The organism is Bradyrhizobium sp. in8p8 (assembly GCF_000426845.1).
GTDB lineage: Bacteria > Pseudomonadota > Alphaproteobacteria > Rhizobiales > Xanthobacteraceae > Bradyrhizobium > Bradyrhizobium japonicum_C.
In genome coordinates this window covers 66,711-93,703 of sequence record NZ_AUGD01000003.1, presented here as the reverse complement: position 1 = coordinate 93,703, position 26,993 = coordinate 66,711, and the positions used below count along the sequence as shown (strand labels likewise).

Below are 26,993 nucleotides of genomic sequence, written 5' to 3'. Positions count from 1 at the left end.
GACGTTTCAGGTGGGCGGAAAAATGCGAGCGAAAACGGCGGTGATTCTACTGTGCATTGGGTTGTTTTCGCAGCTTTGCGTTGGCGCCGAGGCGCAGACCGCCAGTTCCGGGATCCAGGTGGCCCAGGTGGTCTCGCCTAACGAAGTTCCCCCGCCACGCAAGCGGTCCCCGGCGCGACTGCGCGTGACGCCCTATTACAGCCCCGACGGTGTCTATCCCCGCTACAATCCCGGCCCCGACGCGGTCCGCGTCTGCAACGCCACCTATGTGCAGGAGTACCGGCCGAGCGGCACAGTGATCGTGCCGCGCGTCAGCTGCCACTGGCGCCGCGGCTGACGTCGTTCAATGCCCACGCCATCGAGCGGCGTGGTGGCCTTGCGGAGCCCGCCGTGACGAGATGGATCGCACTAGCTGTCGCCGTGGCACTTGCCGCCGGTTTGCCCCACGCTTCCGCGGCGCAAAGGCGGGTCATTCCGGAAGCTTCGGCGGGGATCGCGGTTTTCGATGCACGGCGACACACGCGAACCCATGACCTCGCGCGGCCTGTCCTCCGCCGTGACCCACGCTATTATGCGCGGCCGGTCTACTATCGTCCCTATCCTTATGGCGTGCCGGCACCCTTCGTGTTCGGCTATGGGCCGTTCTGGTGAGGCGTCGCGCTATCCTGCGGGTGCAAATCCCTTGACCAGCAGCACGGTCGCCTCTGCGCCGGCCTTGCGATCACGCGAAATCTCTTCGTATTCGGGCGAGGTCGAGAAGGCGAGGAACGCGGCCTCGTCGGGAAACGACATCATGACGAGCTTGTCGTGCGGCCATACGCCCTCGAGCACGCGCGGACGTTCATCGGCGGCGAGCAGCCGTCCGTTGTACTTCCTGAACACCTCGAAGAACCGCGCCTGATAGCGGTCATAGGCCGCGCGGTCCGTCATCTTCAATTGCGCAATGGCGTAGACACTCATCTGCAAAATCCCTCGTCGCGGCACTGCGTCGCATCGCGGAGCGCAGTGCCGTTCATTCATGGCGCGTTCACGTCGCTGTCCGCAATTTAATCTTGGGAGCGACCGTCATTGAAACAGCAATGCTGCGGCCGAAAGGCATCGCAGCCCTGCTGTCCGGACTCAGGGAGAATTCCATGCTGAGGATATTTGGCCGTCGGGCCGGGCCGATGCGCCTGCTCGGGCTCGCCGCCGCTGCGACACTGATGCTGTCGGCCGGTACCGCGCGTCGCGCTGAAGCGCTGACCTTGATCAATCCGGCGACGTCGCCCGCCGCCAAGGCCGCGACGGAGGATCTCGTCACGCAGGTTCGCCAAGGACCCGGCGGACATCGCTTTCACGGCGGAGGATTCCATGGAGGAGGCTTCCATCGCGGCGGAGGACATGTCGGCGGCTTCCATGGCCGCGGATTCCGCGGCGGCCATATCGGCGGCTTCCGCGCCGCACCCGCGTTTCATCACAGGCACGTCGGCTATCGACATCACGGCTTCCGCTACGGCGGATATGGCGGCTATCACCGTCACTGGGGCCATCATCGCCCGCACTTCCGCCATCGTCACGTCTACCGGCCCTATTATGTCGGCGGCTACTATCCGTCCTACCACTATCCCCGCCGCTGCCGGATCATCTGGACTTATTACGGCCCGCGCCGCGTCTGCCACTGGCCGCGCTGGCGCTATCCGTACCGGTACTATTGGTGATGTGAGCTGTTCGAGCAGCGTCATGGCCGGGCTTGTCCCGGCCATCCACGTTTCCTGGCGCGGCACAACGAGGTCGTGGATGTCCGGGACGAGCCCGGCATGACGGAGGCTGCGGCTAAAGCCAGTCCCTCAGCTTCCACGACGACGCCTTCCAGCGCATCAAGTTCTCGAGCTTCCATTGCCGGAACAACGCCGGCGGCCAGCGGCTGAGCCTTGAGGTCTCCTCCACCTCCGGCTTGGCGACGATGCGCAGCGGCGTTGCGCGCCGGCGGTGCTGGCGCGTGGCCTCGCTGATCAGATCGACATATTCCGGCTTGGTGGCCATGGGCGCGTCCTCGCGAAATCATCGCGAGGACGAGAGTGTCAGGGGACCGTTTAACGGCGGTTTGCCGCGATCGTTACAATTGCAGGAAGTGGCCTAGCGCCACTCCCTGACATCGACGAAGTGGCCGGCAATCGCCGCCGCCGCGGCCATCGCCGGCGATACCAGATGCGTGCGGCCCTTGAAGCCCTGACGGCCCTCGAAGTTGCGATTCGAGGTCGAGGCGCAACGCTCTTCCGGCTTCAGCTTGTCCGGGTTCATGGCAAGGCACATCGAGCAGCCTGGCTCGCGCCATTCGAAGCCGGCCTTGATGAAGATCTTGTCGAGACCTTCGGCTTCCGCCTGCTCCTTCACGATGCCGGAGCCCGGCACGACCATGGCGTTGACGTTGGCGGAGACGGTCTTGCCTTCGGCAATCTTGGCTGCCGCGCGCAAATCTTCGATGCGGCCGTTGGTGCAGGAGCCGATGAAGACGCGGTCGAGCTTGATGTCGGTGATCTTCGTCCCCGCCGTCAGGCCCATATATTTCAGTGCGCGATGCTTGGAGATACGCTTGGCCTCGTCCGCGATCTTGTCGGGATCGGGCACGATGCCGGTCACGGAGATGACGTCTTCAGGGCTCGTGCCCCAGGTCACGATCGGCGGCAGCTTTGCCGCATCGAGGCGCAGCTCGTGGTCGAAATGCGCGCCCTCGTCGGAGCGCAGTGTCTCCCAGTAACGCATCGCCGCATCCCAGGCCGCGCCCTTCGGGGCCTTCGGCCGGTCGCGCAGGAAATCGTAGGCCTTCTGGTCGGGCGCAACCAGGCCGGCGCGCGCGCCGCCTTCGATCGACATGTTGCAGACCGTCATGCGGCCTTCCATCGAAAGCGCGCGGATCGCTTCGCCGGCATATTCCAGCACGTAGCCGGTGCCGCCCGCGGTACCGATCTCGCCGATGATGGCCAGGATGATGTCCTTGCCGGTCACGCCGTCCGGCAATTTGCCGTCGACGGTGACGCGCATGTTCTTGGCCTTCTTCTGGATCAGCGTCTGCGTCGCCAGCACGTGCTCGACCTCGCTCGTGCCGATGCCGTGGGCGAGCGCGCCGAACGCGCCATGCGTCGAGGTGTGGCTGTCACCGCAGACGATGGTGGTGCCCGGCAGCGTAAAACCCTGCTCCGGGCCGATGACGTGGACGATGCCCTGGCGCTTGTCGAACTCGTTGTAATATTCGATGCCGAATTCCTTGGCGTTCTCGGCCAGCGCCTTGATCTGCTCGATGCTCTCGGGATCGGGATTCGGCTTGGTGCGGTCGGTGGTCGGCACGTTGTGGTCGACGACGGCGAGCGTCTTCTCGGGCGCATGCACCTTGCGGCCCGTGGCGCGCAGGCCTTCGAACGCCTGCGGCGAGGTCACTTCGTGCACCAGGTGGCGGTCGATATAGAGCAGGCAGGTGCCGTCCTCGGCTTCGTGCACCAGATGGTCGTTCCAGATCTTGTCGTACAGGGTGGTCGGCTTGGACATGAGCTTGAGCTCCGAAGAATGTGTGAAGCGGATGTGCGCAAATCGCGCGGGGCAAAAAGACGTCAGCGCAGCCTCTCAGGCTGCGCGAATAAGCTCTGACGTTGCCGAGGTCGCGAAGCGTCCGAAGAACCGCCCAGGCAGCCGCGAGCGATCGTCGATGACGATGCGCTTGACGGGTGCGAGGCTGGTCGGATCTGGAAACATTCTAGAGGCTATATAGCACGCAGCGGTCAAAGCGCGAGAGCTTCAACGCGTCATTGCGAGCGCAGCGAAGCAATCCAGAAATGCACCCGCGGAGACCGTCTGGATTGCTTCGTCGCATCAGTGCAAAATTGCTACGCAATTTTGTCACGAGCTCCTCGCAATGACAGCCGGCGCAACAAAAAAGCGCGGAGCCAGGCCCCGCGCTTCTCGAAACTTGCCGGATGGCGAAGCTTACTCGTTGACGGCAGCCTTGGCGTGCTCGGTCTTCTCGACGATGCGGGCGGACTTGCCGCGGAGATTGCGGAGGTAATAGAGCTTGGCGCGACGCACCTTGCCGCGGCGCACCACCTTGATCGAGTCGATCATCGGCGACATCACCGGGAACACGCGCTCGACGCCTTCGCCGTAGGAGATCTTGCGGACGGTGAAGCTCTCGTTGAGACCGCCGCCGGAACGGCCGATGCAGACGCCTTCATAGGCCTGCACGCGGGTGCGGTCGCCTTCAACCACCTTCACGTTGACGATCACGGTGTCGCCGGGGCCGAATTCCGGAATGGTCTTGCCGGCGGACAGCTTGTCGAATTGCTCTTGCTCGAGCTGCTTGATCAGGTTCATGGGTAAATCTCCATCGGCGCGCCCAGCCTTCAGAACGGGGGCTGCGCGAAATTCGTCTATCCAGCCATTGCGGATGTGGCCGGTCCTATAAGGCAAGCCGGAGCGTTTGTCACCCGTCTGTCTTGTTTTTTGGCGTTTTTTGGCGACCGGCTCGATTCGGGGGCTTGCTTGGGATTTGAGCCCACAAATCCGGCCGCCGGGCCGCCGTCAGGGCCTCGGATTGCGCCCGCCGCCAGGCCGCGACCTTGGCGTGGTCGCCGGAGGTCAGGATCTCCGGGATCGGGACCCCCTCGAACAGCTGCGGCCGGGTATATTGTGGGTATTCGAGCAGGCCATCGGAGAAGCTCTCCTCAGTTCCCGAGGCTTCCTTGCCCATCACCCCCGGCAGCAGCCGGACGCAGGCGTCGATCAGGGCCAAAGCGGCGATTTCGCCCCCCGAGAGCACGTAATCGCCGATCGAGACCTCCTGCAGGCCCCGCCCGTCGATCACCCGCTGGTCGACCCCCTCGAACCGCCCGCAGACGATCAGGGGGCCGGGGCCGCGGGCAAGTTCCGCAACCCGGGCCTGGGTCAATGGCCGACCGCGCGGGCTCATCAGCAGGCGGGGGCGGTCCGGACCGATCTCGGCGGCATCGATGGCCGCGGCCAGCACATCCGCCCGCAGCACCATGCCCGGCCCGCCGCCGGCCGGGGTGTCGTCGACGCTGCGGTGGCGGTCGGTGGCGGAAGCACGGATGTCGCGCGCCTCGATCTCCCATATGCCGGCCGCAAGCGCCCGGCCGGCCAAGCTCACGCCGAGCGGCCCCGGAAACATCTCCGGAAACAGCGTCAGCACGGTCGCTCGCCAGGGTGAGGGATTTGCCATTGCAGCCAGCTTAACCAAAACCACGACCTGTCGTTATGGGCCCCCCTCTTCGCGAGGGGGACTTGGCGAGGCATCTTCGTCCTCACCCTCGATCTCCTGCGGGAGCGCGATCACGAGCCGGCCGCCGGAGAGATCGACCTCCGGCACCACGGCATTCGAGAACGGCAGCAGCAGCGTCGGGCCCTTGGGCGGGGCGATTTCGATGATGTCGCCGGCGCCGAAATTCTGGATCGCTACGACACGACCGAGCGCATCACCATCGGTGGTGACGGCGGCGAGCCCGATCAGGTCGGTGTGGTAATATTCGTCCTCGTCGGTCGCGGGCAGCTTTTCGCGCGGGACGTAGAGCTCGATGCCGTTGAGGCGCTCGGCCTCATCGCGGGTCGTGACGCCCTTGAACGTGGCGACCAGATGATCTTTCGCCTCGCGCGCCGTTGCGACCTCGAACTGGCGCCGGCCGTCCTTGGACAGCAGCGGGCCATAGCGCTTCACGGCAAACGGATCTTCGGTGAAGGTCCACAACTTGACCGCACCGCGCACCCCATGCGCGGCGCCGATCCGCGCGACGCAGACCAGCGCCGACATGTCGTGGCCTTAGCTCTTCGCGGCGGCTTCGGCCTGCGCCTTGCGCTCCTTGCGCGGCACGGCCTTCTCCGGATTGTTGCGCGCTTCGCGCTTCTTGACGCCGGCAGCATCGAGGAAGCGCGCCACGCGGTCGGACGGCTGCGCGCCCTTGGCGAGCCAGGCCTTCACCTTGTCCATGTCGAGCTTGAGGCGGGTCTCGTTGTCCTTCGGCAGCAGCGGGTTGAAATGGCCGAGACGCTCGATGAATCGGCCGTCGCGCGGAAAGCGCGAGTCGGCGACGACGACGTGATAGACGGGACGCTTCTTGGTGCCTGCGCGGGCGAGGCGGATAACGACGGACATTTGGTTCTCCTTCAAAGTACAGTTTGTTCGGTTGATTGGTATTCCGCGTCGCGTGAGACCGATGCGATCCCGTGCGACGAATTCCTCATTTCTTCTTGCCCGGGAAACCGCCGAGGCCCGGCAGCGTCGGCTTGCCGCTCAGCCCGGTCAGTCCAGGAAGGTTGGGCAGACCCTGGCGAAGACCAGCCGGCAGATCCTTCGGCAGGTTCGGCAGGCCCTGTCCGCCGCCGCTCTGCATCTTCTCCTGAAGCGCTTTCATCTCTTCCGGAGAGGGAGGCTTCATGCCGCCGCCAAAGCCCATCGCCTGGGCGATGCCGGCGAGCGGGCCGCGCTTGCCCGAGCCCATGGCCTTCATCACGTCGGCCATGTTCCGGTGCATCTTGAGCAGCTTGTTGACGTGCTCGACACTCTGGCCGCTGCCTGCAGCGATGCGCTTCTTGCGGCTCGCTTTCAAGAGATCCGGATGACGGCGCTCCTCGCGCGTCATGGAATCGATGATTGCGACCTGGCGCTTCAGGATCTTGTCGTCGATGCCGGCTGCCGCGATCTGGTTCTTCATCTTGGAGATGCCGGGCATCATGCCCATCAGCCCGCTGATGCCGCCCATGTTCGCCATCTGCAGCAGCTGCTCGCGCATGTCGTTGAGGTCGAACTGACCCTTGCGCATGCGCTCGGCAGTGCGCGCGGCCTTTTCGGCGTCGATGTTGGCGGCGGCGCGCTCGACCAGCGACACCACGTCGCCCATGCCGAGGATGCGCCCGGCGATACGATCGGGATGGAAATCTTCCAGCGCGTCGGTCTTTTCGCCGGTGCCGAGCAGCTTGATCGGCTTGCCGGTGACCGCGCGCATCGACAGGGCAGCGCCGCCGCGGCCGTCGCCGTCGACGCGGGTCAGCACGATGCCGGTGAGGCCGACGCGCTGATCGAACGAACGCGCGAGGTTCACGGCGTCCTGGCCGGTGAGGCTGTCGGCGACCAGCAGCACTTCGTGCGGATTCGCCGCAGCTTTGATCGCGGCTGCCTCCGCCATCATCTCTTCGTCGAGCGTGGTGCGGCCGGCGGTGTCGAGCAGCACGACGTCGTAGCCGCCGAGCCTGCCGGCTTCCAGTGCGCGCTTGGCGATCTGCGGCGGTTGCTGTCCCGCCACGATCGGCAGGGTCGGAATGTCGAGGTCGCGGCCGAGCACGGCCAGCTGTTCCATCGCGGCCGGGCGGTAGACGTCGAGCGAGGCCATCAGGACCTTGCGCTTGTCGCGCTGGACCAGGCGGCGGGCGAGCTTTGCGGTGGTGGTGGTCTTGCCGGAGCCCTGCAGGCCGACCATCATGATCGGCACCGGCGGCACGGAATTGACGTCGATGGCCTGGCCTTCGGCGCCGAGCGTGTTGACCAGCTCGTCATGGACGATCTTGACCACCATCTGGCCCGGCGTGACCGACTTGACCACGGTGGCGCCGATCGCCTGCTCGCGGACCCGCTCGGTGAAGCTGCGCACGACTTCGAGCGCAACGTCGGCCTCGAGCAGCGCGCGGCGCACCTCGCGCATCGCGGCGTCGACGTCCTTTTCGGTCAGCGCACCGCGCCCCGTCAGACGATCGAGAATGCCACCAAGCCGTTCCGACAGATTGTCGAACAATGCCGTTGTCCTTTGTCCTGCTCGCTAAAGAAGCGATCTTCCAAACACCTTTGCGCCCGAGGGCGCACAGCGCTGTCGGGCGTTGACCTCCGGCCTCCAGGGCCAGTCGGCGGGTCGAAAAGAAAGCCTTTCCGAGAAAGTGGCGGGGTTAAACGCCGCTCACGCCCAAAAGTCAAGGAAAGTTAGGGGGCGGGGCGCCGGTGCCAAGGCAAGATGCTGAAAATGTGAGGCTTTTGGCGATGGGTTCCTTTTCTGCCGGGCCGGCCCATATAGCCGGTGATGTCTTACCGTCCGGGCTGCCCCAGGACGCCTGCTTTGCCGCCCACCCGCCCTCCGGCTCTTGGACTGCTCCCTCTGGATGTCCCGCATGAAAACCTATGACGGCCCCGCCTCCGATCATTTCAATGGTCAGCACTTCTTCGACCCCGACGGCGCGCCGCCGAAATCGCTTCGTGAGGTGCTGCGCTGGCAGTTCGGCGGAAAGAGGCAGCGCGCGAAGTGGCCCGCATGGGCGCCGAGCCCCCATGCGGACACGCCGCCGGCGCGCGTCGAGGGGGACAAGGTGCGTCTCTCCTTCGTGGGCCACACCAGCTGGCTGATCCAGGCCGGCGGTCTCAACATCCTCGTCGATCCTGTCTGGTCGATGCGGGTTTCGCCGGTCAGCTTCGCCGGACCGAGGCGGCACAACGATCCCGGCATCGCCTTCGAGAAGCTGCCGCAAATCCATGTCGTGCTGGTCTCTCACGGACATTACGATCATCTGGATATCGCGACGCTGTCGCGGCTGGCCAAGAATTTTGCCCCGCGCGTGGTCACCCCGCTCGGCAACGACGTCACGATGCGCGGCGCCGATCCCACCATCCAGGTCGAAGCCTTCGACTGGCACGACCGCATCGAGCTCGGCGGCGGCATCGCCGTGCATCTGGTGCCGACGCGGCACTGGACCGCGCGCGGCCTGTTCGACCGCAACAAGGCGCTGTGGGCGAGCTTCGTCCTGGAGACGCCGGCCGGAAAAATCTACGTCGTCTGCGATTCCGGCTATGGCGACGGCAGGCATTTCCGTCGCATCGCCGAGCGGCACGGGAAGCTGCGTCTGGCGATCCTCCCGATCGGGGCCTACGAGCCGCGCTGGTTCATGCGCGACCAGCACATGAATCCGGAAGACGCCGTGAAGGCGTTGCTCGATTGCGGCGCTGAAGCCGCGCTCGGGCATCATCACGGCACGTTCCAGCTGACGGACGAGGCGATCGACGCGCCGGCCAAGGCGCTGCTCGAGGCGCTGGATGCGGCAGAGATTCCGCAGCAGCGGTTCGTCGCGATGAAGCCTGGGCAGGTGGTGGAGATCTAGCTCCGCTCTTGCCACCATACAGCTCGTCGTCCCCGGTCGCGACGAAGTCCCGAGTCCGGGACCAATAGCCGGAGGGAGATGTTTGGCGAAGACGCGGAATTGCCAGCGTTGCGCCACACCGCCCCCTGTGGCTATGGGCCCCGCCGTCGCGGGGGCGACACCGATGGTGTTGCGGCACCGTGCCCCCTACGGCCTACGGTTCCTTCGGCTTGATCGCCCAGCTCACATTGACAGTCACCGACAGCGTCTCCTCGCCGGGTGCGACTGCGGCCTGCGGTGCTGCGGCCATCCGTTCGGCCATCCGCGTCTTGAACAGCGGCACCGGGGCGCCGCCTTCCGAGACGCTGAGCGGCGCGCCCAGCGTGACGCCGGTAGCCCTGGCGTAGATATCGGCCTTGCGGCGAGCGTCCGCAACTGCCTGCTCGCGCGCGTCGTCGAGCAGCTTCGAGGCCTGTGTTACCTCGAACGAGATGTTGCCGATGTCGTTGGCGCCGGCGCCGACCAGCGTATCGATGATGGCTGCGACCTTGGCCACATCGCGAATCTTCACGGTGACGCGGTTGCTCGCGCGGAAGCCAACCACGGGCGAGGCGCCGGTGGCTTTGTTCTGGCCGTACTGCGGCTGAAGCGACAGCCGCGAGGTCTGGTAGTCCTTCTCGGCGATGCCGGCCCCCTTCAGCGCCAGCAGCACCTTGCCCATCGCGGCGTTGTTGGCATCGGAGGCTTCCTTCGCCGTCTTGGCGTCGTTGGCGACGCCGGCATCGATTTGCGCGAGATCGGGGGCCGCGGAAATCCTGGCCTCGCCGCTCACCGTAATGGCGGATGGAAAATCGTCGGCGCGTGCGGGCGCCGTCAGAAGGACAGTGGCGAAGACGGTGGCAAGCAGGGCAGGCTTTTTCATCAGTCTCACTTAAGCGGTACGAAAACATTGATCACGAGCTTGTCCTCGGCCGTCTTCAGGGGATCGGTGAGGTACTCCTCGATGAACGTGTCCTTGGCTTCCAGCCTCTTGTCGTCGAGGTGATTGGTGATCGCCTCATAGGTGTTGTCCATGTTGTCGTAGGAGCCGCGATGGACGAATTTCAGCGCCTTGCCTTCGGGCGACTTGCCGATGCTCATGTCCTTGGGCAGATTCTTGGGATCCTGGTCGACCGGGATCTGGGCGAGGAAGGTGAAACCGGTGTCGTCGGTCGAGGTGTAGACGATCATCGAATTCCCTGCGGGCTTGATGCCCTGCTTGTCCAGCAGCGTGTTCAGCGCCTTGAAGGCGTCGATCAGCGTATCGAAGGCCGAGTCCCAATTGGCCGTGCCCTTGACCATCACGACCTTCCTGGATTCGAGCGTGGTTTCCAGCCCGAAGGGATCGGCGGTCTGCACCGGCGCAGGCGTGGCGGCCGCGGCAGGCGGTGGCGCCGTCGGGCTGGGCGAGGCGCTGGCGGCAGGTGATGGCGATCCCGCAGGAGCGGGGGAGGCGCTGGCCGCTGGCGAAGGTGTCGCAACGGGGGCGGGCGAGGCGCTTGCCGCCGGCGAGGGCGAGGCGGTCGGGGCCGGCGAGGGGCTGACCGACGCGGCGGGCGCCGGGCTCTGCGCCAGAGCATGGGACAGGCCAAGCGACAAGGCGGCTGCCGGGATCAGTGCGGCCAGAGCGAGACGACGAAACCTGAACATTTTATTCTCCCCAAGACCTTGGCTGCCAAGACCTTGCCCATCAAGACCCTGCCCACCAAGGTCAAAATCCATCCTGGCGCCCGCCCGTGCGTCCCGGTTCGCGCGAACTGCGCCGTTCTAACACGCGGGCGCCGAATTCGTCCCATGACAGATGCGTCATGGCAGGCGTCTCGGCAGCGCCGCAAATCACTGGCCAAGCCGCCGAGGATCGCCATATAAGGCAGGCGAAATTCGGGAATTTTCATGAGCGCGCTGGCCAACCACGCATTTGCCAAGATGAATGGCATCGGCAACGAGATCGTCGTTGTCGATATGCGCGATTCCGCTGGCGGGGTGACGCCGGAGGACGCCCGCGCGGTGGCATCTGCGCGAGGTGGCATCGCCTATGACCAGCTCATGGTGCTGCAGAAGCCACGGCTGGACGGCACCGAAGCCTTCATCCGCATCTACAACAACGACGGCTCGGAGGCCGGCGCCTGCGGCAACGGCATGCGTTGCGTGGTGCGCCGCATCTTCGAGAAGACCGGGCAGACCACCGCGACCTTCGAGACGGCCGCCGGCCTGCTCAATGCCTGGCAGGGTCCGGCGGCCGATCTCTACACCGTGGACATGGGCGTGCCGAAATTCGGCTGGCAGGATATTCCGCTGGCGGAAGAATTTCGCGACACGCGCTACATCGAACTGCAGATCGGGCCGATCGACAATCCGATCCTGCATTCGCCCTCCGTGGTGAACATGGGCAATCCGCATGCGATCTTCTGGGTCGAGGACGTCAACGCCTACGATCTCAGCCGCTTCGGCCCGCTCCTGGAAAACCATCCGATCTTCCCGGAGCGCGCCAACATCACGCTCGCTCATATCGTCGATCGCGAGCACATCACGATCCGCACCTGGGAGCGCGGTGCGGGCCTGACCAAGGCTTGCGGGTCGGCAGCTTGCGCTACGGCGGTCGCTGCGGCGCGGCTGAAGCGCGCAGAGCGCAAGGTCGAGATCACGCTGCCAGGCGGCAAGCTCGGCATCGAATGGCGCGAGCGCGACGACCACGTGTTGATGACGGGGACCGCGACCTTCGAATATGAGGGCAATTTCGATCCGGCGCTGTTTGCGCCGGTCGGATGATGGGCGTCGAGGTCGTCACCTTCGGCTGCCGCCTCAATGCGTTCGAGGCCGAGGTGATCCGCCGCAAGGCGGAAGGTGCAGGCCTTTCCGACACGATCGTCATCAACAGCTGCGCTGTCACCAACGAGGCTGTGGCGCAGGCGCGCCAGTCGATCCGCAGATTGAAGCGCGAGCGGCCAGGCGCGCGCATCGTCGTCACCGGTTGCGCGGCACAGACGCAAAGCCGGATGTTCGCCGACATGGCTGAGGTCGATCGCGTCGTCGGCAATGACGACAAGATGCGCGGCGAAGCCTGGCGCGAGGCCCGCGACGCCTTCGATCTCGACGCCGGCGAGAAGATCGCCGTCAGCGACATCATGTCGGTGAAGGAGATGGCGCCGCATCTCGTCGACGGTTATGCGAGCGGCCTGCCCCGCGTGTTCGTGCAGGTGCAAAACGGCTGTGACCATCGCTGCACCTTCTGCATCATTCCGTTCGGCCGCGGCAATTCGCGCTCGGTCCCGATGGGCGCCGTGGTGGAGCAGGTGCGGACGCTCGCCCAGCGCGGCCATGCCGAGATCGTGCTGACGGGCGTCGATCTCACCAGCTACGGTGCAGACCTTCCGGGAGCGCCGAAGCTCGGCATGCTGACGAAGCAGATCCTGCGGCACGTGCCGGAGCTGAAGCGCCTGCGCATCTCCTCGATCGATTCGATCGAGGCCGACAACGACCTGCTCGATGCCATCGCCGGCGATGCGCGGTTGATGCCGCATCTGCATCTGTCGCTGCAGTCGGGCGACGACATGATCCTGAAGCGCATGAAGCGGCGGCATTCGCGCAATGACGCCATCGCGTTCTGCGAGACGGTCCGCCGGCTGCGCCCGGACATCGCCCTCGGCGCCGACATCATCGCGGGCTTCCCGACCGAGACAGAGGAGATGTTCGCGCGCTCGCTAGACCTCGTCGAAGAATGCGGCCTGACCTTCCTCCACGTTTTTCCCTATTCGCCGCGGCCCGGTACGCCGGCCGCGCGCATGCCGCAGGTTGCCGGCGGTGCGATCAAGGAACGAGCCAAACGGCTGCGTGCAGCGGGTGAAGCCGCACTGCGGCAGCGGCTGCGGGCCGAGGTCGGTGCAACGCGCGACGTGCTGATCGAGAGCGCCGGGCAGGGACGCACGGAGCATTATCTGCCGGTGGCCGTGGCTGGCGAGCGGGTCGGAAGCATCGTGCCGCTGAGAATTGCCAGCACTGACGGCGAGCGCCTCACCACATAGTCGACTGGCCTCTTCCTTCTCCCCTTGTGGGAGCAGGTGGCGCGAAGCGCCGGATGAGGGGTCCCTCTCCAAGAATTCAAATGAGAGCCGGACTCACGGAGAGAGACCCTTCACCCGCCTCGCCGCTTCGCGACGAGCCATCCTCTCCCGCATCGGGAGAGGGAAGAACGCGCGACTCCCGCGTTTGCCTCAGACGAGTCTACGACGCCCTTACCTGCCAGAACCGCAGCGTCCGCTTGGCATTCTCCGTCGTCATTCTTGCGTAGAGCCCCTGCGCTCTTGCAAGATCCGCCGGCTTCATCGCACCCGTTGCAAAACGGCTTTCGAGCACGGCCACGGTCGTCTCCCAGCGGAGCTGCGCGGCCTTGCAAGGCACCAGCAGGCCGTCTTCGCGCAGACTCTGCATCAACGGACGGATCACCTCGACCGTCGATCCTGACAATGCCGCCAGCGCCGCCATCGTCTCCTCGTAGCGCCGCTGTCTGGCAAATCCGAGCAGCGTCGGCTCATCGAGCTGGCCGGCGGCCTTGAGATTTGCAACGGCGCGCTTGGCGCCTTCCAAATCGCGGACGCCCGACATTTCGCGCGCGACACCGATGGTGACGGCGGCGATCGCGCTCTGGATTTCCTCGAACAGATGCGGCGGGGCGCGCGACAACAAGCGGGTGCGCACGGCATCGGTTGCCGAGCGCAGCAATTGGCGGCGCAGATCCGACGGCAGATCGACGCGAACGCCGACGCTGACGGCGAGCTCCGGATCGCTTTCGGCCTGTCCGACGATGACGGCAAATCCGTTGCCCGAGACGCGCGCGCCCGGATTGGCGGCGAGCCGCCGGCTGACGCTGGGGTAGCGGCGGGCCAGCAGCGCGTCCGTGACGATCTCCTTCAGCCACCACCGGCCGGCGACCGCGAGCAGATGCGCCTCGCCCTTGCTCGAGGCGATCTTCACGAGTTCGGCGTCGTCGAGGCGGGCGGATTCCTGCAGCACGGGACCGGCGATGCGGATCTCGTCATTGTTGGCGAGGCGGCGGATCACGGACGGCGGCGCCTGAGCGATCGGCGCCAGCTGCGCGCTGATCTCGGCGAGCGCCACGCGCGCGCCGATGTCGGCGATGGCGCGCAGCTCGATGGTGCCGATCAGGCGTTCGAGCACGTCATCGAACAGCGCGATCTGCTCGTCGTCGAAGCTGCCGGCGGAAGACAGGAACAGGTCGGTGACGCGGCGGGCCGTTGCCAGGCCCTTCTCTGCCGAGCCGGCGCGTATCGCGGATTCGACCTCGTCGATGATCGATAGCCCGGCCTTGGTCGTCACGCGCGGCTCGTCCTGAGCGGTTACGGAAGCTTTTCTAAGCAGCCGCTATCATTAGAGGCGAGCGCTGAAGGTTTGGTAAACCATGGCCGGAGGTGTTCGGATCAGGTTCGATGACCGCCACGAAGGCCGTCGGCGCTCTCTCTCTCTCTCTCTCTGCAAGCGGGAGAGGTGAACGACGGCGGCGCGCGCCGCTACTCCCCGTTCCAGCCGCAGGCCATGAGCTTCTCGTGCATGTGCGGCGGGGCCGGGGCCACGACGCGGACCGGCTCCTTGTTCCGGGAGATCGGGACCACGATCTCGCGGGAATGCAGGTGCAGGCGCGGCTCGCCGAAGCGGGGTCCGTTGCCGTAAATGTTATCGCCGAAGATTGGCCAACCGCTCTCGGCTGAATGCACCCGCAATTGATGCGTCCGGCCGGTCACGGGTTCCATGGCGAGCCAGGTCAGGCCGCCGCCGCGGCCCAACACCTTCCAGTTGGTGATGGCCCTCTGCCCCTCCGGGTCCGGCTTCTGCCACCAGCCGCGTTCGGCATTGAGCCGGCCGAGCGGCATGTCGATCGTGCCTTCGTCTTCCGCGGGACCGCCCTCGACCACGGTCCAGTAGGTCTTGCCGATCTTGCCATGCTTGAACAGCAGTCCGAGGGACGCCGTGGCTTTGCGGTGGCGGCCGAGCACGAGGCAGCCGGACGTGTCCTTGTCGAGCCGGTGGGCCAGCACCGGCGGCCGCGGCAGGCCGAACCGCAGCGCGTCGAAGGAATGCTCCAGGTTGGGGCCTCCCTTGGGGCCGCGATGCACCGGCAGGCCGGCCGGCTTGTTGATGACCAGCATCAAACCGTCGCGATGGAGTACGCGCGACAAAATCTCGTCAGCGGTCAATTCGGGAACATCGAGCACTTGCAAGACTTTCGTTTAATCGCCGGAACGGCTAACACACCAGTGCGGCGGATTTGGCATTCGCTTGGTGTTTGCCGCAAGCGCGGAGCGAATGCCAAATCCAAAAGCCGCAATGGCAAGAAAACATCTCTCGTGCCGCTCTTCGATTTGAAGTTCCTAACCGAACGCGCGGCAAGAGAGTAGGAACTTCGAATCGGCGGCACGAGCAACATGAACGATACCTCCGAAACCCCCAAGCTGAGCTGGTGGCGCCGCCTGTCCAACGGGTTGAAGCGCACCTCGTCCTCGCTCGGGACTGCGGTCGCCGACCTTGTCACCAAGCGCAAGCTCGATCGCGCCATGCTCGACGAGATCGAGGACGTGCTGCTGCGCGCCGATCTCGGCACCGCGGTCTCGGTACGGATTGCCGATGCGGTCGGCGCCGGACGGTACGACAAGGCGATCTCGGCCGACGAGGTCAAGGACGTGGTCGCGACCGAGGTCGAGAGGGTGCTGGCACCGGTGGCGAAGCCGCTCGAGGTCGACAAGGCCAAGAAGCCGTTCGTGATCCTCGTGGTTGGCGTCAACGGCTCCGGCAAGACCACCACGATAGGAAAGCTCTCACAGAAATTCGCCTCCGAAGGCCGCAAGGTGATGCTCGCCGCCGGCGATACGTTTCGCGCAGCCGCCATCGAGCAGCTCAAGGTCTGGGGTGAGCGCACAAGGACACCCGTGATCGCGGGGGCGCAGGGCTCGGATTCGGCCAGCCTTGCCTTCAACGCACTGACCGCGGCGAAGGAGCAGAACATCGACGTGCTCCTGATCGACACCGCCGGACGCTTGCAGAACAAGGCCGAGCTGATGAACGAGCTCGAAAAGGTCGTGCGCGTGATCCGCAAGGTGGATGCCACCGCGCCGCACGCGGTGCTGCTGGTGCTCGACGCCACCGTCGGCCAAAACGCGCTGTCGCAGGTCGAGGCGTTCCATCGCACCGCAGGGGTCACCGGCCTCGTGATGACCAAGCTCGACGGCACCGCCCGCGGCGGCATCCTGGTGGCGCTCGCGGAGAAGTTCAAGCTGCCGGTGCATTTTATCGGCGTCGGCGAGGGCGTCGACGATCTCGCGCCGTTCACCGCGCGCGATTTCGCCAAGGCTATCGCGGGAATCGAAAGCTGAAAAATGGACAAGACTCAGCCGCACCCGATGTTCAAGCTCGCGACCGAACTCGGTCCGCTGCTCGTGTTCTTCTTCGTGAACGCGAAGTTCAATCTGTTCGCCGCGACCGGCGCCTTTATGGTGGCGATCGCGGTCGCGATGACCGCGTCCTATATGGTGACGCGCCACATTCCGATCATGGCGATCGTGACGGGCGTCGTCGTGCTGGTGTTCGGCACGCTGACCCTGGTGCTGCACGACGAGACCTTCATCAAGGTCAAGCCCACCATCATCTACGGCCTGTTCGCCGCGATCCTCGGTGGCGGCCTGTTGTTCGGCCGTTCCTTCATCGCGGTGATGTTTGACCAGGTGTTCAATCTGACCCCGCAGGGCTGGCGCATTCTCACGCTGCGTTGGGCGCTGTTCTTCGCCGGAATGGCGGTGCTGAACGAGATCGTGTGGCGCACCCAGAGCACGGACTTCTGGGTGAATTTCAAGGTGTTCGGCGTCACGACGCTGACCATGATCTTCGCGATCGCCCAGCTGCCGTTGACCAAGCGGCATCACCTCGAGCCGGTCTCGCTGGAGACCAGCGAAGCCGAGGCGGGGGATGTGAGTAAGGGGTGACGGTCCCTCCGCTCGTCATTGCAGCGAAGCAATCCAGAATCGTTCCGCGGAGAGACTCTGGATTGCTTCGTCGCGCCAGCGCAAAATTGCTTCGCAGTTTTGTCGCGGGCTCCTCGCAATGACGGTCTTGGCTAAGACCTTGCCTTTAGCGCCTTCTCCAGCTCCGGCATCAGCACGGTCTTCAGGTTTTGCGCCGTGATCGGTCCGACCAGCTTGTAGACGATGTTGCCCTCGCGCCCGACGACGAAGGTTTCCGGCACGCCGTAGACGCCCCATTCAATCGAGGCGCGGCCGTTGCCGTCCACCCCGACATGGCTGAAGGGGTTGCCGTAGCGGCCGAGGAAGCGGCGCGCGTTGTCGGCGGCGTCCTTGTAATTGATGCCGACCAGCTGAATGCGTTTGTCCTTGGCGAGCTCGGTCAGGAGCGGCGCCTCGTCATGACACGGCACGCACCAGGACGCCCATACGTTGACCAGGCTCACCTTGCCCTTGAACGCGGCGGGGTCGAGGCCGGGCACCTGCGCATTGCCAGCCTGCAATCCCTCGAGCGGCGGCAGTACCGTCTGCGGCGCCGGCCGTCCGATCAGCGCGGACGGAATCCGCGAGGGATCGCCGCTGCCGAGCCGGAACCAGAACAGCAGCGCCAATGCGAGGAATGCAATCAGCGGCAGCACCATCAGGAAAGTGCGGCGCCGCGGCGGAGCGGAGCTCGGCTGATCGCTCATCGCAGCTCCGTCGCGCTGCGGCCCGAACGGCGGGTGATGCCGCGCTCCTCCAGCTCGCGAAGGCGCTGCGTCTGGCTGCGGTAATCGAGCATGACCCAGCCGATCAGGATGGCGACCACGAGGGCGGCAGCCGCGTAAGACGTCACGATGAAAGACGCGTAGGGACCCAGCGACATTGTCATGCGGCTTTCTGACTGGCCTGCATCATCTGCAGCGAGCGGACCCGGCGGCGCAGGATCTCGTTGCGCATCGCGGCCAAATGCAGCGTGACGAACAGCAGCGTGAAGGCGATCGCCATCACCAGCAGCGGGATCAGGAAAGACTTGTCCAGCGCCGAGCCGCCCATGCGCATCACCGAGGCCGGCTGGTGCAGCGTGTTCCACCAGTCGACCGAGAACTTGATGATGGGCAGGTTGATCGCGCCGACCAGGGTCAGCACCGCAGCCGCCCGCGCCGCGCGCGAGGGATCGTCGACCGCGCGCCACAGCGCCATCAGGCCGAGATACATCAAGAAGAGAATCAGGACCGAGGTCAGACGGGCGTCCCATTCCCAATAGGTGCCCCACATCGGTCGGCCCCACAGCGAGCCCGTGAGCAGCGCAAGGAAGGTGAAGGCGGCGCCGATCGGCGCTGCCGCTTTGGCTGCGACGTCGGCGAGCGGATGCCGCCATACCAGCGTGCCCAGCGAGGCAATGCTCATCACGCCCCACACGAACATCGCCAGCCAGGCATTGGGCACGTGAATGAACATGATCTTTACGGTCGCGCCTTGCTGGTAGTCGTCCGGTGCGGACGCGGATTGATAGAGGCCAATCGCGAGCAGGATGACGGTCGCGGCCGCGAGCCACGGCAACAGCCGCGCCGTCAGCGCGAGGAACCGTGTGGGATTGGCGAGATCGATCAGCGTCATGGTATCCTGATAATCACCGGGAGCCGCTCAGGCAATCAGCACGAAAGTCCGTCGCGAAAGTTGATCGGGGTCAAGTCAGTCGAGACCATCTCAGTCGAGGCCATGCCGCAGGCTTGCCGCGGCCGCGAAGGGGCCGATGACGAGGCTGACCAGCGACAGCGCGCAGAGGATCGAGAAGGGCGCGCCGAACGTCATGGGGCCGACGATCACGGCCTGCGAAGCCGCAACCCCGAAAATCAGCACCGGGATGGACAGCGGCAGTACGAGGACCGCCATCAGCAGCCCGCCGCGGTGCAGCGTCACGGCCAGCGCTGCGCCGATCATGCCGGTGAAGGTCAGGGCCGGCGTGCCCGCCAGCAGCGTCAGCGCCACAGCTCCGGTCGCGACCATGTCGAGGTTGAGCAGGAGGCCGAGCACGGGGGTTGCGACAATCAGCGGCAGGCCGGCCGCCAGCCAATGCGCCAGCGCCTTGGCAGCGCAGGCGAGTTCCAGCGGCGTCCGGCTCATCGTGATCAGGTCGAGCGAGCCGTCCTCGTGGTCGGCCATGAACAGCCGGTCCAGCGTGAGCAGGCTCGCCAGCAGCGCGCCGAGCCACAGGATCGCCGGCCCCAGGCGCGACAGCAGCGCCAGATCCGGCCCCACCGCGAACGGCATCAGCACCACCACGGTCAGGAAGAACAGCACGCCGATCAGCGCCCCGCCGCCAACGCGCAGCGCGATCCTGATGTCCCGGCGGACGAGGGCTGAGAGGGCGGTCATGGGATGACCCTTCCGGCGGGGCAGCCATGGGAGCCGGATTGGAGCTGCGAGGATGGTGCGCTCCCTCCGCCGCTTGCGGGGGAGGGTTGGGGAGAGGGTGTCTCGACAACGAAGTTTCCCCCAGAGGACAGAACCCTCTCCCGGCGCTCCGCGCCGGTCTCTCCCGCAGGCGGGAGAGGCTTGGGAGCCGGCGGCGACGCCTGCTTTCCGGGTGCGAGATGGGCGAGGGGGGAAGGAACGGTGAGACCAGGGCCCCGCCGCTCGGAAAGCTGAGGGTGGGGCCGAATCACGCCACACCCCCGATCCGCAGCTCCCGCGATTCGATCCCCAGCGGCGCATGGGTCGCCGCGACGATCATCCCGCCGCGCGAAAGGTGCTGGCGCATCAGGCCGCCGAACATGTCCTGGCCGGCGACATCCAGCGCATTGGTCGGCTCGTCCAGCAGCCAGACCGGGCGGCGCACCGTCAGCAGCCGGGCCAGCGATAGCCGGCGGCGCTGGCCGGCGGACAGGAAGCCGGCGGGCAAATGGGTGGCGTGGTCGAGGCCGACGGTCGCGAGGGTCTCGGCGGGGTCAGCGCGCTCGCCGCCGAGGAAATCGGCCCAGAATGTCAGGTTTTCAGTCACGCTCAGCGCCGGCTTCAGGGCATCGCGATGGCCGAGGTAATGGCACTGCTCGGGCAGCGTCAGCTCGCCGTCGCCGCCGTCCAGCACGATGGTCCCAGCCGCCGGGACGAGCAGGCCAGCGATCAGCCGCAGCAGCGAGGTCTTGCCCGCGCCATTGCGGCCCACCACCGACACGGCCTCGCCGGCAGCCGCGGCGAAATCAAGCCCGGAGAACACCTCGCGGCCGCCGCGGACGCAAATGAGCCCGCGTCCGGACAATTGCATCTTGCCTTGTGTCGTTCCGCTCACAGCCAGGCCTCAGGAAATCTTGGGGTAGCGCATGGGAATTTTTGGCTCGCGAATTGCTGCGGCACGATTGAGGCTGTGGCGGCGCGGTTAGAAAGCTTCTATAAGCCCGGAACTACTTGATGCAGCAACTCAACCTGCCCCTGCAAGCGGCCCAGCCTGATACGCCAACGGTGTTAAAATACCCTGCCGGGTATAACTAACAATTGGGATTCCTACATGACCTCGCTCGACAGCTTCAAATGCAAAAAGACCCTCAAGGTCGGCGCCAAGACCTATGTCTATTACAGCCTGCCTACGGCCGAGAAGAATGGTCTGAAGGGGATTTCGAAACTTCCCTATTCGATGAAGGTCCTGCTCGAGAACCTGCTGCGCAACGAGGACGGCCGCTCGGTGAAGAAGGACGACATCGTGGCGGTGTCGAAATGGCTGCGCAAGAAGTCGCTGGAGCATGAGATCGCTTTCCGCCCGGCGCGCGTGCTGATGCAGGACTTCACCGGCGTCCCGGCGGTGGTCGACCTTGCCGCGATGCGCAACGCGATGCAGAAGCTCGGCGGCGATGCCGAGAAGATCAATCCGCTGGTTCCGGTCGATCTCGTCATCGACCACTCCGTGATCGTGAACTTCTTCGGCGACAACAAGGCCTTCGGCAAGAACGTTGCCGAAGAATACAAGCAGAACCAGGAACGCTACGAGTTCCTGAAGTGGGGCCAGAAGGCATTCTCGAACTTCTCCGTCGTGCCCCCCGGCACGGGCATCTGCCACCAGGTCAATCTGGAATATCTGGCCCAGACGGTCTGGACGAAGAAGGAGAAGATGACGGTCGGCAAGAAGACCGGCACGTTCGAGGTCGCCTATCCCGATTCGCTCGTCGGCACCGATTCCCACACCACCATGGTCAACGGCCTTGCGGTGCTCGGCTGGGGCGTCGGCGGCATCGAGGCGGAGGCCTGCATGCTCGGCCAGCCGCTGTCGATGTTGCTGCCCAACGTCGTCGGCTTCAAGCTGAAGGGCGCGCTGAAGGAAGGCGTCACCGCGACCGACCTCGTGCTGACCGTGACGCAGATGCTGCGCAAGCTCGGCGTGGTCGGCAAGTTCGTCGAGTTCTTCGGCCCCGGCCTCGACCACCTTTCCGTTGCCGACAAGGCCACCATCGCCAACATGGCGCCCGAATACGGTGCGACCTGCGGCTTCTTCCCCGTCGATGCCGCCGCGCTCGACTATCTCAAGACCTCCGGCCGTTCTTCCGCGCGCGTCGCGCTGGTACAGGCCTATGCCAAGGCACAGGGCCTGTTCCGTACCGCGAAGTCGCCCGATCCGGTGTTCACGGAAACGCTGACGCTCGACCTCGGTGACGTCGTGCCGTCCATGGCCGGCCCGAAGCGTCCCGAAGGCCGCATCGCGCTGCCCACCGTCGCGGACGGCTTCTCGCTCGCGCTCGCCAGCGAGTACAAGAAGGCCGAGGAGCCTGCCAAGCGCTTCCCTGTCGAAGGCAAGAATTTCGACATCGGCCATGGCGACGTCGTGATCGCCGCGATCACCTCCTGCACCAACACCTCGAACCCGAGCGTCCTGATCGGTGCCGGCCTGCTCGCGCGTAACGCGGCTGCGAAGGGCCTCAAGGCCAAGCCGTGGGTGAAGACCTCGCTCGCCCCGGGCAGCCAGGTGGTCGCCGAATATCTCGCCAATTCCGGTCTCCAGCCGTATCTCGACAAGGTCGGCTTCAACCTGGTCGGCTTCGGCTGCACCACCTGCATCGGCAATTCCGGTCCGCTGCCCGAGGAGATCTCCAAGGCGATCAACGACAACGGCGTCGTCGCGGCCGCCGTGCTCTCCGGCAACCGCAACTTCGAGGGCCGCGTCTCGCCGGACGTGCAGGCGAACTATCTGGCTTCGCCGCCGCTGGTCGTCGCCTACGCGCTTGCCGGCAGCGTCACCAAGAACCTCGCCACCGAGCCGCTCGGCGAGGGCAAGGACGGCAAGCCGGTGTACCTGAAGGACATCTGGCCGACGACGAAAGAGATCAACGCCTTCATGAAGAAGTTCGTGACCGCGTCGATCTTCAAGAAGAAGTACGCCGACGTGTTCAAGGGCGACACCAACTGGCGCAAGATCAAGACGGTCGAGAGCGAGACCTATCGCTGGAACATGTCTTCGACCTATGTGCAGAACCCGCCCTATTTCGAAGGCATGAAGAAGGAGCCGGAGCCGGTCACCGACATCGTCGAGGCGCGTATCCTCGCCCTGTTCGGCGACAAGATCACCACCGACCACATCTCGCCGGCCGGTTCGATCAAGCTCACCTCGCCCGCCGGCAAATATCTCAGCGAGCACCAGGTGCGCCCCGCCGACTTCAACCAGTACGGCACGCGCCGCGGCAACCATGAAGTGATGATGCGCGGCACCTTCGCCAACATCCGCATCAAGAACTTCATGCTGAAGGGCGCCGACGGCAACATTCCGGAGGGCGGGCTCACCAAGCACTGGCCCGACGGCGAGCAGATGTCGATCTACGACGCCGCCATGAAGTACCAGGAAGAGAAGGTGCCGCTGGTGGTGTTCGCCGGTGCCGAATACGGCAACGGCTCCTCGCGCGACTGGGCCGCGAAGGGCACGCGCCTGCTCGGCGTTCGCGCCGTGATCTGCCAGAGCTTCGAACGCATCCACCGCTCCAACCTGGTCGGCATGGGCGTGCTGCCGCTGACCTTCGAGGAAGGCACCTCCTGGCAGTCGCTTGGTCTGAAAGGCGACGAGAAGGTCACGCTGCGCGGCCTCGTCGGCGACCTCAAGCCGCGCCAGAAGCTGACTGCGGAGATCGTCTCCGGCGACGGCTCTTTGCAGCGTGTTTCGCTGCTCTGCCGCATCGATACGCTGGACGAGCTCGACTACTATCGCAACGGCGGCATCCTGCACTACGTGCTGCGCAAGCTTGCGGCGTAAGCGCGGATTTGTGAACGATGGCTCACTGCGAAGTGAGTAGAAGCCTGAACGAAGGCGGCCTATCAAAGGCCGCCTTCGCGCGTTTGCGGTGCGCTTCAGATGGGCCCGCCCGGCGGAAAACCTCCCCTTGGACGGTTGCCTGGACGGAGGAATGTGCCGCGCCCGTAAGACTACGGTGACCATCCGGCGATAAGATCTCCCTTCTCACGAGCAACGGTGTGCGGCGTTCGATATGACGACAATGACGGCTTCTCATCTGATTCCACGTTGGTCCGGTGCCCTCTGGTCGGGAGCTCTCGGCATCTGTGCGATCATCGCCGTCATCCGTCCCGCCCACGCTGATCCGCGTGCTGTTGTCGAGTTGTTTACCTCGCAGGGCTGCTCGTCCTGCCCGCCCGCCGATCAGATCATCGGCGATCTCTCCAAGGACCCATCGATCATCGCGCTAAGCATGCCGATCGACTATTGGGACTATCTCGGCTGGAAGGACACGCTGGCGGACTCGCGCTTCTCTGCACGGCAGCGTGCCTACTCGCGCATGCGCGGCGACCGCGAAGTCTACACCCCGCAGGTCATCGTCAACGGCTCGACGCACGTCATTGGCAGCGACCGCGCCGGGATCGAGCGTGCGATCGGCAAGGCAGACAAGGGCACTGGCGTGATGAGCGTGCCGGTGACGATGTCGCTTTCCGGCAAGCAGATCAACGTTTCGGTGGCGGCGAGCAAAGAGCCCGCGGTCTCGCGCGGCGAGGTCTGGATCTGCTCGATCGCGAAGTCGGTGCCGATCGCCATCACCCGTGGCGAGAATCGCGGACAGCAGGTCACTTACCACAACGTGGTGCGCAACCTGCTCAAGGTCGGCGACTGGACCGGCCGTCCGGAAAGTTGGACGGTGCCGATCGAGAACCTCACCCGCGACGGCGTCGACGGCGCGGTGGTCTATGTCCAGGACGGCAGCCGCGAAAAGCCCGGCCCGATGCTGGGCGCGGCGTACACCTCGCTGCATTGAAGCCGGCAGAACGTCTCGGTAATTGGCGTCATTTCGGGGTGCGCGAAGCGCTGGCCCGAAATCCATCCATTCATCGCACGAGTCGAGAAATGGATTCTCAGACGCGCAATTGCGCATCATAGTTCGCGCCGAGAGGCGCGCTCCGGAACGACAGCGGCCGGAAACATCCCGACACAAACAAAAAAGGACCAACTTGCGCTGGTCCCTCCTTGCCGTGCGTACAGACCCGATCCTGTTCGACCCCGGGGGGCTGGGGGCTGAGGAATCCGGAACCGAAAGGACCGGGTCAACGCACGCGAATCTTCTCGCAATTCAGGGCGGCAGTCGCTAGGCGGAAAAGCGGCGACACTATGATTCCTGCTAACGATCCCGTGACGGTTTGCCGCGACAGAGTTCCACCACTGCGTGTGTCTCGATGCACAGCCGATTCGACGGGTTGAGGGGAACCCCTTGCGGCCACGAACGGTTGGCGCGATCATGCAATCGTCATGAACGCGGTTCCCGGGGGCGGTCTTCGCGGACGCGGTCATTGCTGGCGATGAGGAGGCGCTTCCATGAGCCTGATGTCGGAGGATGCCGATCCGAGCGAGCAGCGCGCGGCGGCGCGCCCCGCCGCCCTGAATGCGCAGGCAAACCGGGTGACGTTCAACCGGCTCGAGCTGCACCGGATTCTCAATCTCTACGGTCGCATGGTCGCGGATGGCGAATGGCGCGACTACGCGATCGACTTCCTGAAGGATCGCGCCGTGTTCTCGGTCTATCGCCGTGCCTCGGAAGTGCCGATCTACCGCATCGAGAAGGACCCGCGCCTCGCGCGCAAGCAGGGCATGTACAGCGTGATCTCGGCGACCGGGCTCATCCTGCGCCGCGGCCATGAGCTGGAGCGCGTGCTGCTGGTGATCGATCGCAAGCTCGCGGTGGTGTGACGACCTCTGCCCGTCATTCCGGGACGCGACGAAGTCGCGAGAGCTCGCGCGGCGCGTGCCCCGGAAGGACGGGAGCCGTTACGTCACCGGCACGGTGCTTGCCCCCTCGCCGAGGTCGCGCTGCATCATCACGGTATCCAGCCAACGGCCGAATTTCAGCCCGACATTTGGATGGGTGCCGATCATCTTGAAGCCGCTCTTGGTGTGAACGCCGATCGAGCCGGCATTGGCGGAATCGCCGATGACCGCGATCATCTGGCGGAAGCCGCGCGCCTCGCACTCGCTGATCAGCCGCTCCAGCAGCAACGAGCCGACGCCCCGGCGGTGGAAGGAGGGATCGAGATAGATCGAGTTCTCCACCGTGAAACGGTAGGCCGGCCGCGGCCGGTAGGCGCCCGCATAGGCATAGCCGGCAACGCGTCCATCGACCATGGCGACCAGATAGGGGTAGCCGCCGTCCACCAGCGCACGATAGCGGCGCGTCATCTCGGCAAGGTCAGGAGGCTCCAGCTCAAACGTCGCCGTGCCCTCGCGGACGGCTTGCTGGTAGATCGCGGTGATGGCGGGGAGGTCGGCCTCGGCCGTGGGCCTGATTTCGGGTGCGGACATGGGGCGGAGATTAAGGCCTTGCCGCGGGCCCTGGAAGAGGCCGCACCGCCTCCACACCCGTCATTTGCGAGCGCAGCGAAGCAATCCTGGAATGCAGCCGCGGAGGGACCCTGGACGCTTCGTCGCAAGGGCTCCGCGCAATGATGGCGTTCGTGGCTGCCGCAGGCCCAAACAAAAACCCCGGCCTCTCGGCCGGGGTCCGTGTCGTTCCCTCGCTGGGCGCCTACTCGCGCTGGCCGAGGAGCTGCAGCAGCAGCGTGAACAGGTTGATGAAGTTCAGGTACAGCGACAGTGCGCCGGTGATGGCCGCACGCTCTGCGATGTCACCGCCGGCCGAGGCATAGCCGTAGATGTAGTCGTTCTTCAGCCGCTGGGTATCCCAGGCGGTGAGGCCCGAGAACACCAGCACGCCGACCACCGACACGATGAACTGCAGCATCGAGCTGGCCAGGAACAGGTTCACCAGGCTGGCGAGAACGACACCGATCAGGCCCATGAACAGGAACGAGCCCATCCCGGTGAGGTCACGCTTGGTGGTGTAGCCGTAGAGGCTCAGCGCACCGAAGGTGGCCGCGGTGATGAAGAACACCCGCACGATCGAGGTGTGCGTGAACACCAGGAAGATCGACGAGAGCGAGATGCCCATCAGCGCCGAGAACACCCAGAACAGGATCTGGGCGGTCGAGGGTGCCAGACGGTTGATGCCCGCCGATATCACGAACACCATCGCGAGCGGCGCGAGCATGAACAGCCACTTCAGGGGGCTGACGAACATCGCGTAGCCGAACGGCGTCAGGAACAGCTTGCCGACGCGGACCGCGTCCGGGGTCGCAACGTCGGTCACGGCAGCCATGTAGACACCGAGCGCGGCGAGACCGGTGATGGCCAGGCCGATGCTCATGTAGTTGTAGATGCGCAGCATGTAGGCGCGCAGGCCGGCATCGACCGTCGCGGCGTCAACACGCCCGGCGGCCCTGCCGAAAGGAGAAGCGTAGTTACGGTCTAGGTCCGACATGGTCGAATTCCCGTTGGTTGGTCCGGTCCGGCACGAGGGTCGCCATGCCGCCGGTTCGTCAAATTCTATC

General features: G+C 65.3%; 30 protein-coding genes. 11 read left to right on the top strand and 19 right to left on the bottom strand.

From position 1 onward, the window contains the following. The first annotated feature begins 55 nt into the window (after nucleotides 1–55). Complete coding sequence (locus tag K408_RS0110525) at nucleotides 56–337, top strand: hypothetical protein (protein WP_024338830.1); 282 nt, start codon at nucleotides 56–58, stop codon at nucleotides 335–337. Nucleotides 338–390: 53 nt separating this feature from the next. Beyond that, entirely contained in the window at nucleotides 391–651 is a 261-nt protein-coding gene (locus K408_RS37930) for a hypothetical protein (RefSeq protein ID WP_035697995.1), read from the top strand. A 9-nt stretch (nucleotides 652–660) separates the two neighbouring features. On the opposite strand, the gene K408_RS0110520 is transcribed toward K408_RS37930, so the two are convergent. Then, nucleotides 661–960 (bottom strand): DUF1330 domain-containing protein, encoded by a 300-nt coding sequence (locus tag K408_RS0110520; RefSeq protein ID WP_024338831.1) that lies wholly within the window; start codon nucleotides 958–960, stop codon nucleotides 661–663. A 173-nt stretch (nucleotides 961–1,133) separates the two neighbouring features. On the opposite strand from K408_RS0110520, the gene K408_RS0110515 reads away from it, so the two are divergent. Continuing rightward, entirely contained in the window at nucleotides 1,134–1,697 is a 564-nt protein-coding gene (locus K408_RS0110515; protein ID WP_024338832.1) for a hypothetical protein, read from the top strand. 115 nt (nucleotides 1,698–1,812) lie between these two features. Here K408_RS0110515 and K408_RS0110510 read toward each other — a convergent pair whose 3' ends face one another. The 7 genes from K408_RS0110510 to ffh form a co-directional block, all read right to left on the bottom strand. Continuing rightward, nucleotides 1,813–2,022: a hypothetical protein gene (locus tag K408_RS0110510; RefSeq protein ID WP_024338833.1), complete on the bottom strand. Its 210-nt coding sequence runs from the start codon at nucleotides 2,020–2,022 to the stop codon at nucleotides 1,813–1,815. Between the two features lie 93 nt (nucleotides 2,023–2,115). Then, a complete protein-coding gene (gene leuC / locus K408_RS0110505; RefSeq protein ID WP_024338834.1) occupies nucleotides 2,116–3,522 on the bottom strand; it encodes a 3-isopropylmalate dehydratase large subunit in 1,407 nt (468 codons plus the stop codon). A 435-nt stretch (nucleotides 3,523–3,957) separates the two neighbouring features. Next, entirely contained in the window at nucleotides 3,958–4,341 is a 384-nt protein-coding gene (gene rplS, locus K408_RS0110500) for a 50S ribosomal protein L19 (protein WP_024338835.1), read from the bottom strand. A 109-nt stretch (nucleotides 4,342–4,450) separates the two neighbouring features. Further along, entirely contained in the window at nucleotides 4,451–5,206 is a 756-nt protein-coding gene (gene trmD, locus K408_RS0110495; RefSeq protein WP_024338836.1) for a tRNA (guanosine(37)-N1)-methyltransferase TrmD, read from the bottom strand. A gap of 33 nt (nucleotides 5,207–5,239) precedes the next feature. After that, the gene (gene rimM, locus K408_RS0110490) at nucleotides 5,240–5,791 is read right to left on the bottom strand and encodes a ribosome maturation factor RimM (RefSeq protein ID WP_024338837.1); all 552 of its coding nucleotides are present in this window, start codon (nucleotides 5,789–5,791) and stop codon (nucleotides 5,240–5,242) included. A gap of 9 nt (nucleotides 5,792–5,800) precedes the next feature. Then, the gene (rpsP, locus tag K408_RS0110485) at nucleotides 5,801–6,133 is read right to left on the bottom strand and encodes a 30S ribosomal protein S16 (RefSeq protein ID WP_024338838.1); all 333 of its coding nucleotides are present in this window, start codon (nucleotides 6,131–6,133) and stop codon (nucleotides 5,801–5,803) included. Between the two features lie 85 nt (nucleotides 6,134–6,218). Then, a complete protein-coding gene (gene ffh / locus K408_RS0110480) occupies nucleotides 6,219–7,766 on the bottom strand; it encodes a signal recognition particle protein (protein WP_024338839.1) in 1,548 nt (515 codons plus the stop codon). Between the two features lie 367 nt (nucleotides 7,767–8,133). On the opposite strand from ffh, the gene K408_RS0110475 reads away from it, so the two are divergent. Further along, nucleotides 8,134–9,114, top strand: coding sequence for an MBL fold metallo-hydrolase (locus K408_RS0110475; RefSeq protein ID WP_028145859.1), 981 nt, complete (start codon nucleotides 8,134–8,136; stop codon nucleotides 9,112–9,114). Between the two features lie 193 nt (nucleotides 9,115–9,307). On the opposite strand, the gene K408_RS0110470 is transcribed toward K408_RS0110475, so the two are convergent. Together K408_RS0110470 and K408_RS0110465 are read right to left on the bottom strand one after the other, a co-directional pair. Continuing rightward, nucleotides 9,308–10,015: an SIMPL domain-containing protein gene (locus tag K408_RS0110470; RefSeq protein ID WP_024338841.1), complete on the bottom strand. Its 708-nt coding sequence runs from the start codon at nucleotides 10,013–10,015 to the stop codon at nucleotides 9,308–9,310. 5 nt (nucleotides 10,016–10,020) lie between these two features. Beyond that, nucleotides 10,021–10,782, bottom strand: a complete 762-nt coding sequence (locus K408_RS0110465) for a GyrI-like domain-containing protein (protein WP_024338842.1) — start codon at nucleotides 10,780–10,782, stop codon at nucleotides 10,021–10,023. A 243-nt stretch (nucleotides 10,783–11,025) separates the two neighbouring features. Between K408_RS0110465 and dapF the strand changes: the two genes are divergently transcribed. Beyond that, nucleotides 11,026–11,901, top strand: a complete 876-nt coding sequence (gene dapF / locus K408_RS0110460; RefSeq protein ID WP_024338843.1) for a diaminopimelate epimerase — start codon at nucleotides 11,026–11,028, stop codon at nucleotides 11,899–11,901. Further along, on the top strand, nucleotides 11,901–13,154 hold the full coding sequence (gene mtaB / locus K408_RS0110455; protein ID WP_024338844.1) for a tRNA (N(6)-L-threonylcarbamoyladenosine(37)-C(2))-methylthiotransferase MtaB: 1,254 nt from the start codon (nucleotides 11,901–11,903) through the stop codon (nucleotides 13,152–13,154). The genes dapF and mtaB overlap by 1 nt, the downstream gene beginning before the upstream one ends. Nucleotides 13,155–13,353: 199 nt before the next feature. On the opposite strand, the gene K408_RS0110450 is transcribed toward mtaB, so the two are convergent. After that, nucleotides 13,354–14,466 (bottom strand): DUF2336 domain-containing protein, encoded by a 1,113-nt coding sequence (locus tag K408_RS0110450; RefSeq protein WP_024338845.1) that lies wholly within the window; start codon nucleotides 14,464–14,466, stop codon nucleotides 13,354–13,356. A gap of 191 nt (nucleotides 14,467–14,657) precedes the next feature. Next, nucleotides 14,658–15,359, bottom strand: a complete 702-nt coding sequence (locus tag K408_RS0110445; protein ID WP_024338846.1) for an RluA family pseudouridine synthase — start codon at nucleotides 15,357–15,359, stop codon at nucleotides 14,658–14,660. A 210-nt stretch (nucleotides 15,360–15,569) separates the two neighbouring features. Here K408_RS0110445 and ftsY point away from each other — a divergent pair, with 210 nt between their 5' ends. After that, on the top strand, nucleotides 15,570–16,514 hold the full coding sequence (ftsY, locus tag K408_RS0110440) for a signal recognition particle-docking protein FtsY (RefSeq protein ID WP_024338847.1): 945 nt from the start codon (nucleotides 15,570–15,572) through the stop codon (nucleotides 16,512–16,514). A 3-nt stretch (nucleotides 16,515–16,517) separates the two neighbouring features. Continuing rightward, a complete protein-coding gene (locus K408_RS0110435) occupies nucleotides 16,518–17,120 on the top strand; it encodes a septation protein A (RefSeq protein WP_024338848.1) in 603 nt (200 codons plus the stop codon). Nucleotides 17,121–17,251: 131 nt separating this feature from the next. On the opposite strand, the gene K408_RS0110430 is transcribed toward K408_RS0110435, so the two are convergent. The 5 genes from K408_RS0110430 to ccmA all read right to left on the bottom strand — a co-directional run bounded on the left by K408_RS0110430 (nucleotide 17,252) and on the right by ccmA (nucleotide 20,403). After that, nucleotides 17,252–17,845 carry a DsbE family thiol:disulfide interchange protein gene (locus tag K408_RS0110430; protein ID WP_024338849.1) on the bottom strand — a complete coding sequence of 198 codons (594 nt, stop codon included), beginning with the start codon at nucleotides 17,843–17,845 and terminating at the stop codon, nucleotides 17,252–17,254. Continuing rightward, on the bottom strand, nucleotides 17,842–18,027 hold the full coding sequence (ccmD, locus tag K408_RS0110425; protein ID WP_024338850.1) for a heme exporter protein CcmD: 186 nt from the start codon (nucleotides 18,025–18,027) through the stop codon (nucleotides 17,842–17,844). The genes K408_RS0110430 and ccmD overlap by 4 nt, the downstream gene beginning before the upstream one ends. Continuing rightward, nucleotides 18,024–18,755 carry a heme ABC transporter permease gene (locus K408_RS0110420; RefSeq protein ID WP_024338851.1) on the bottom strand — a complete coding sequence of 244 codons (732 nt, stop codon included), beginning with the start codon at nucleotides 18,753–18,755 and terminating at the stop codon, nucleotides 18,024–18,026. Before K408_RS0110420 ends, ccmD begins: the two co-directional genes overlap by 4 nt. Nucleotides 18,756–18,845: 90 nt before the next feature. After that, nucleotides 18,846–19,514: a heme exporter protein CcmB gene (gene ccmB / locus K408_RS0110415; protein WP_018318886.1), complete on the bottom strand. Its 669-nt coding sequence runs from the start codon at nucleotides 19,512–19,514 to the stop codon at nucleotides 18,846–18,848. Between the two features lie 286 nt (nucleotides 19,515–19,800). Then, nucleotides 19,801–20,403 carry a heme ABC exporter ATP-binding protein CcmA gene (gene ccmA, locus K408_RS0110410; RefSeq protein ID WP_024338852.1) on the bottom strand — a complete coding sequence of 201 codons (603 nt, stop codon included), beginning with the start codon at nucleotides 20,401–20,403 and terminating at the stop codon, nucleotides 19,801–19,803. A 240-nt stretch (nucleotides 20,404–20,643) separates the two neighbouring features. On the opposite strand from ccmA, the gene acnA reads away from it, so the two are divergent. From acnA to K408_RS0110395, 3 genes are all read left to right on the top strand, one after another. Then, nucleotides 20,644–23,364 (top strand): aconitate hydratase AcnA, encoded by a 2,721-nt coding sequence (acnA, locus tag K408_RS0110405; protein ID WP_024338853.1) that lies wholly within the window; start codon nucleotides 20,644–20,646, stop codon nucleotides 23,362–23,364. A 232-nt stretch (nucleotides 23,365–23,596) separates the two neighbouring features. Continuing rightward, nucleotides 23,597–24,373 (top strand): DUF1223 domain-containing protein, encoded by a 777-nt coding sequence (locus K408_RS0110400; RefSeq protein WP_024338854.1) that lies wholly within the window; start codon nucleotides 23,597–23,599, stop codon nucleotides 24,371–24,373. Between the two features lie 554 nt (nucleotides 24,374–24,927). Continuing rightward, nucleotides 24,928–25,299 (top strand): DUF2794 domain-containing protein, encoded by a 372-nt coding sequence (locus K408_RS0110395; RefSeq protein WP_024338855.1) that lies wholly within the window; start codon nucleotides 24,928–24,930, stop codon nucleotides 25,297–25,299. 78 nt (nucleotides 25,300–25,377) lie between these two features. Here the strand turns inward: K408_RS0110395 and K408_RS0110390 are convergent, their stop codons facing one another. Beyond that, nucleotides 25,378–25,908, bottom strand: a complete 531-nt coding sequence (locus K408_RS0110390; protein ID WP_024338856.1) for a GNAT family N-acetyltransferase — start codon at nucleotides 25,906–25,908, stop codon at nucleotides 25,378–25,380. A 223-nt stretch (nucleotides 25,909–26,131) separates the two neighbouring features. Beyond that, the gene (locus K408_RS0110385; protein ID WP_024338857.1) at nucleotides 26,132–26,923 is read right to left on the bottom strand and encodes a Bax inhibitor-1/YccA family protein; all 792 of its coding nucleotides are present in this window, start codon (nucleotides 26,921–26,923) and stop codon (nucleotides 26,132–26,134) included. Between the last annotated feature and the right edge of the window lie 70 nt (nucleotides 26,924–26,993).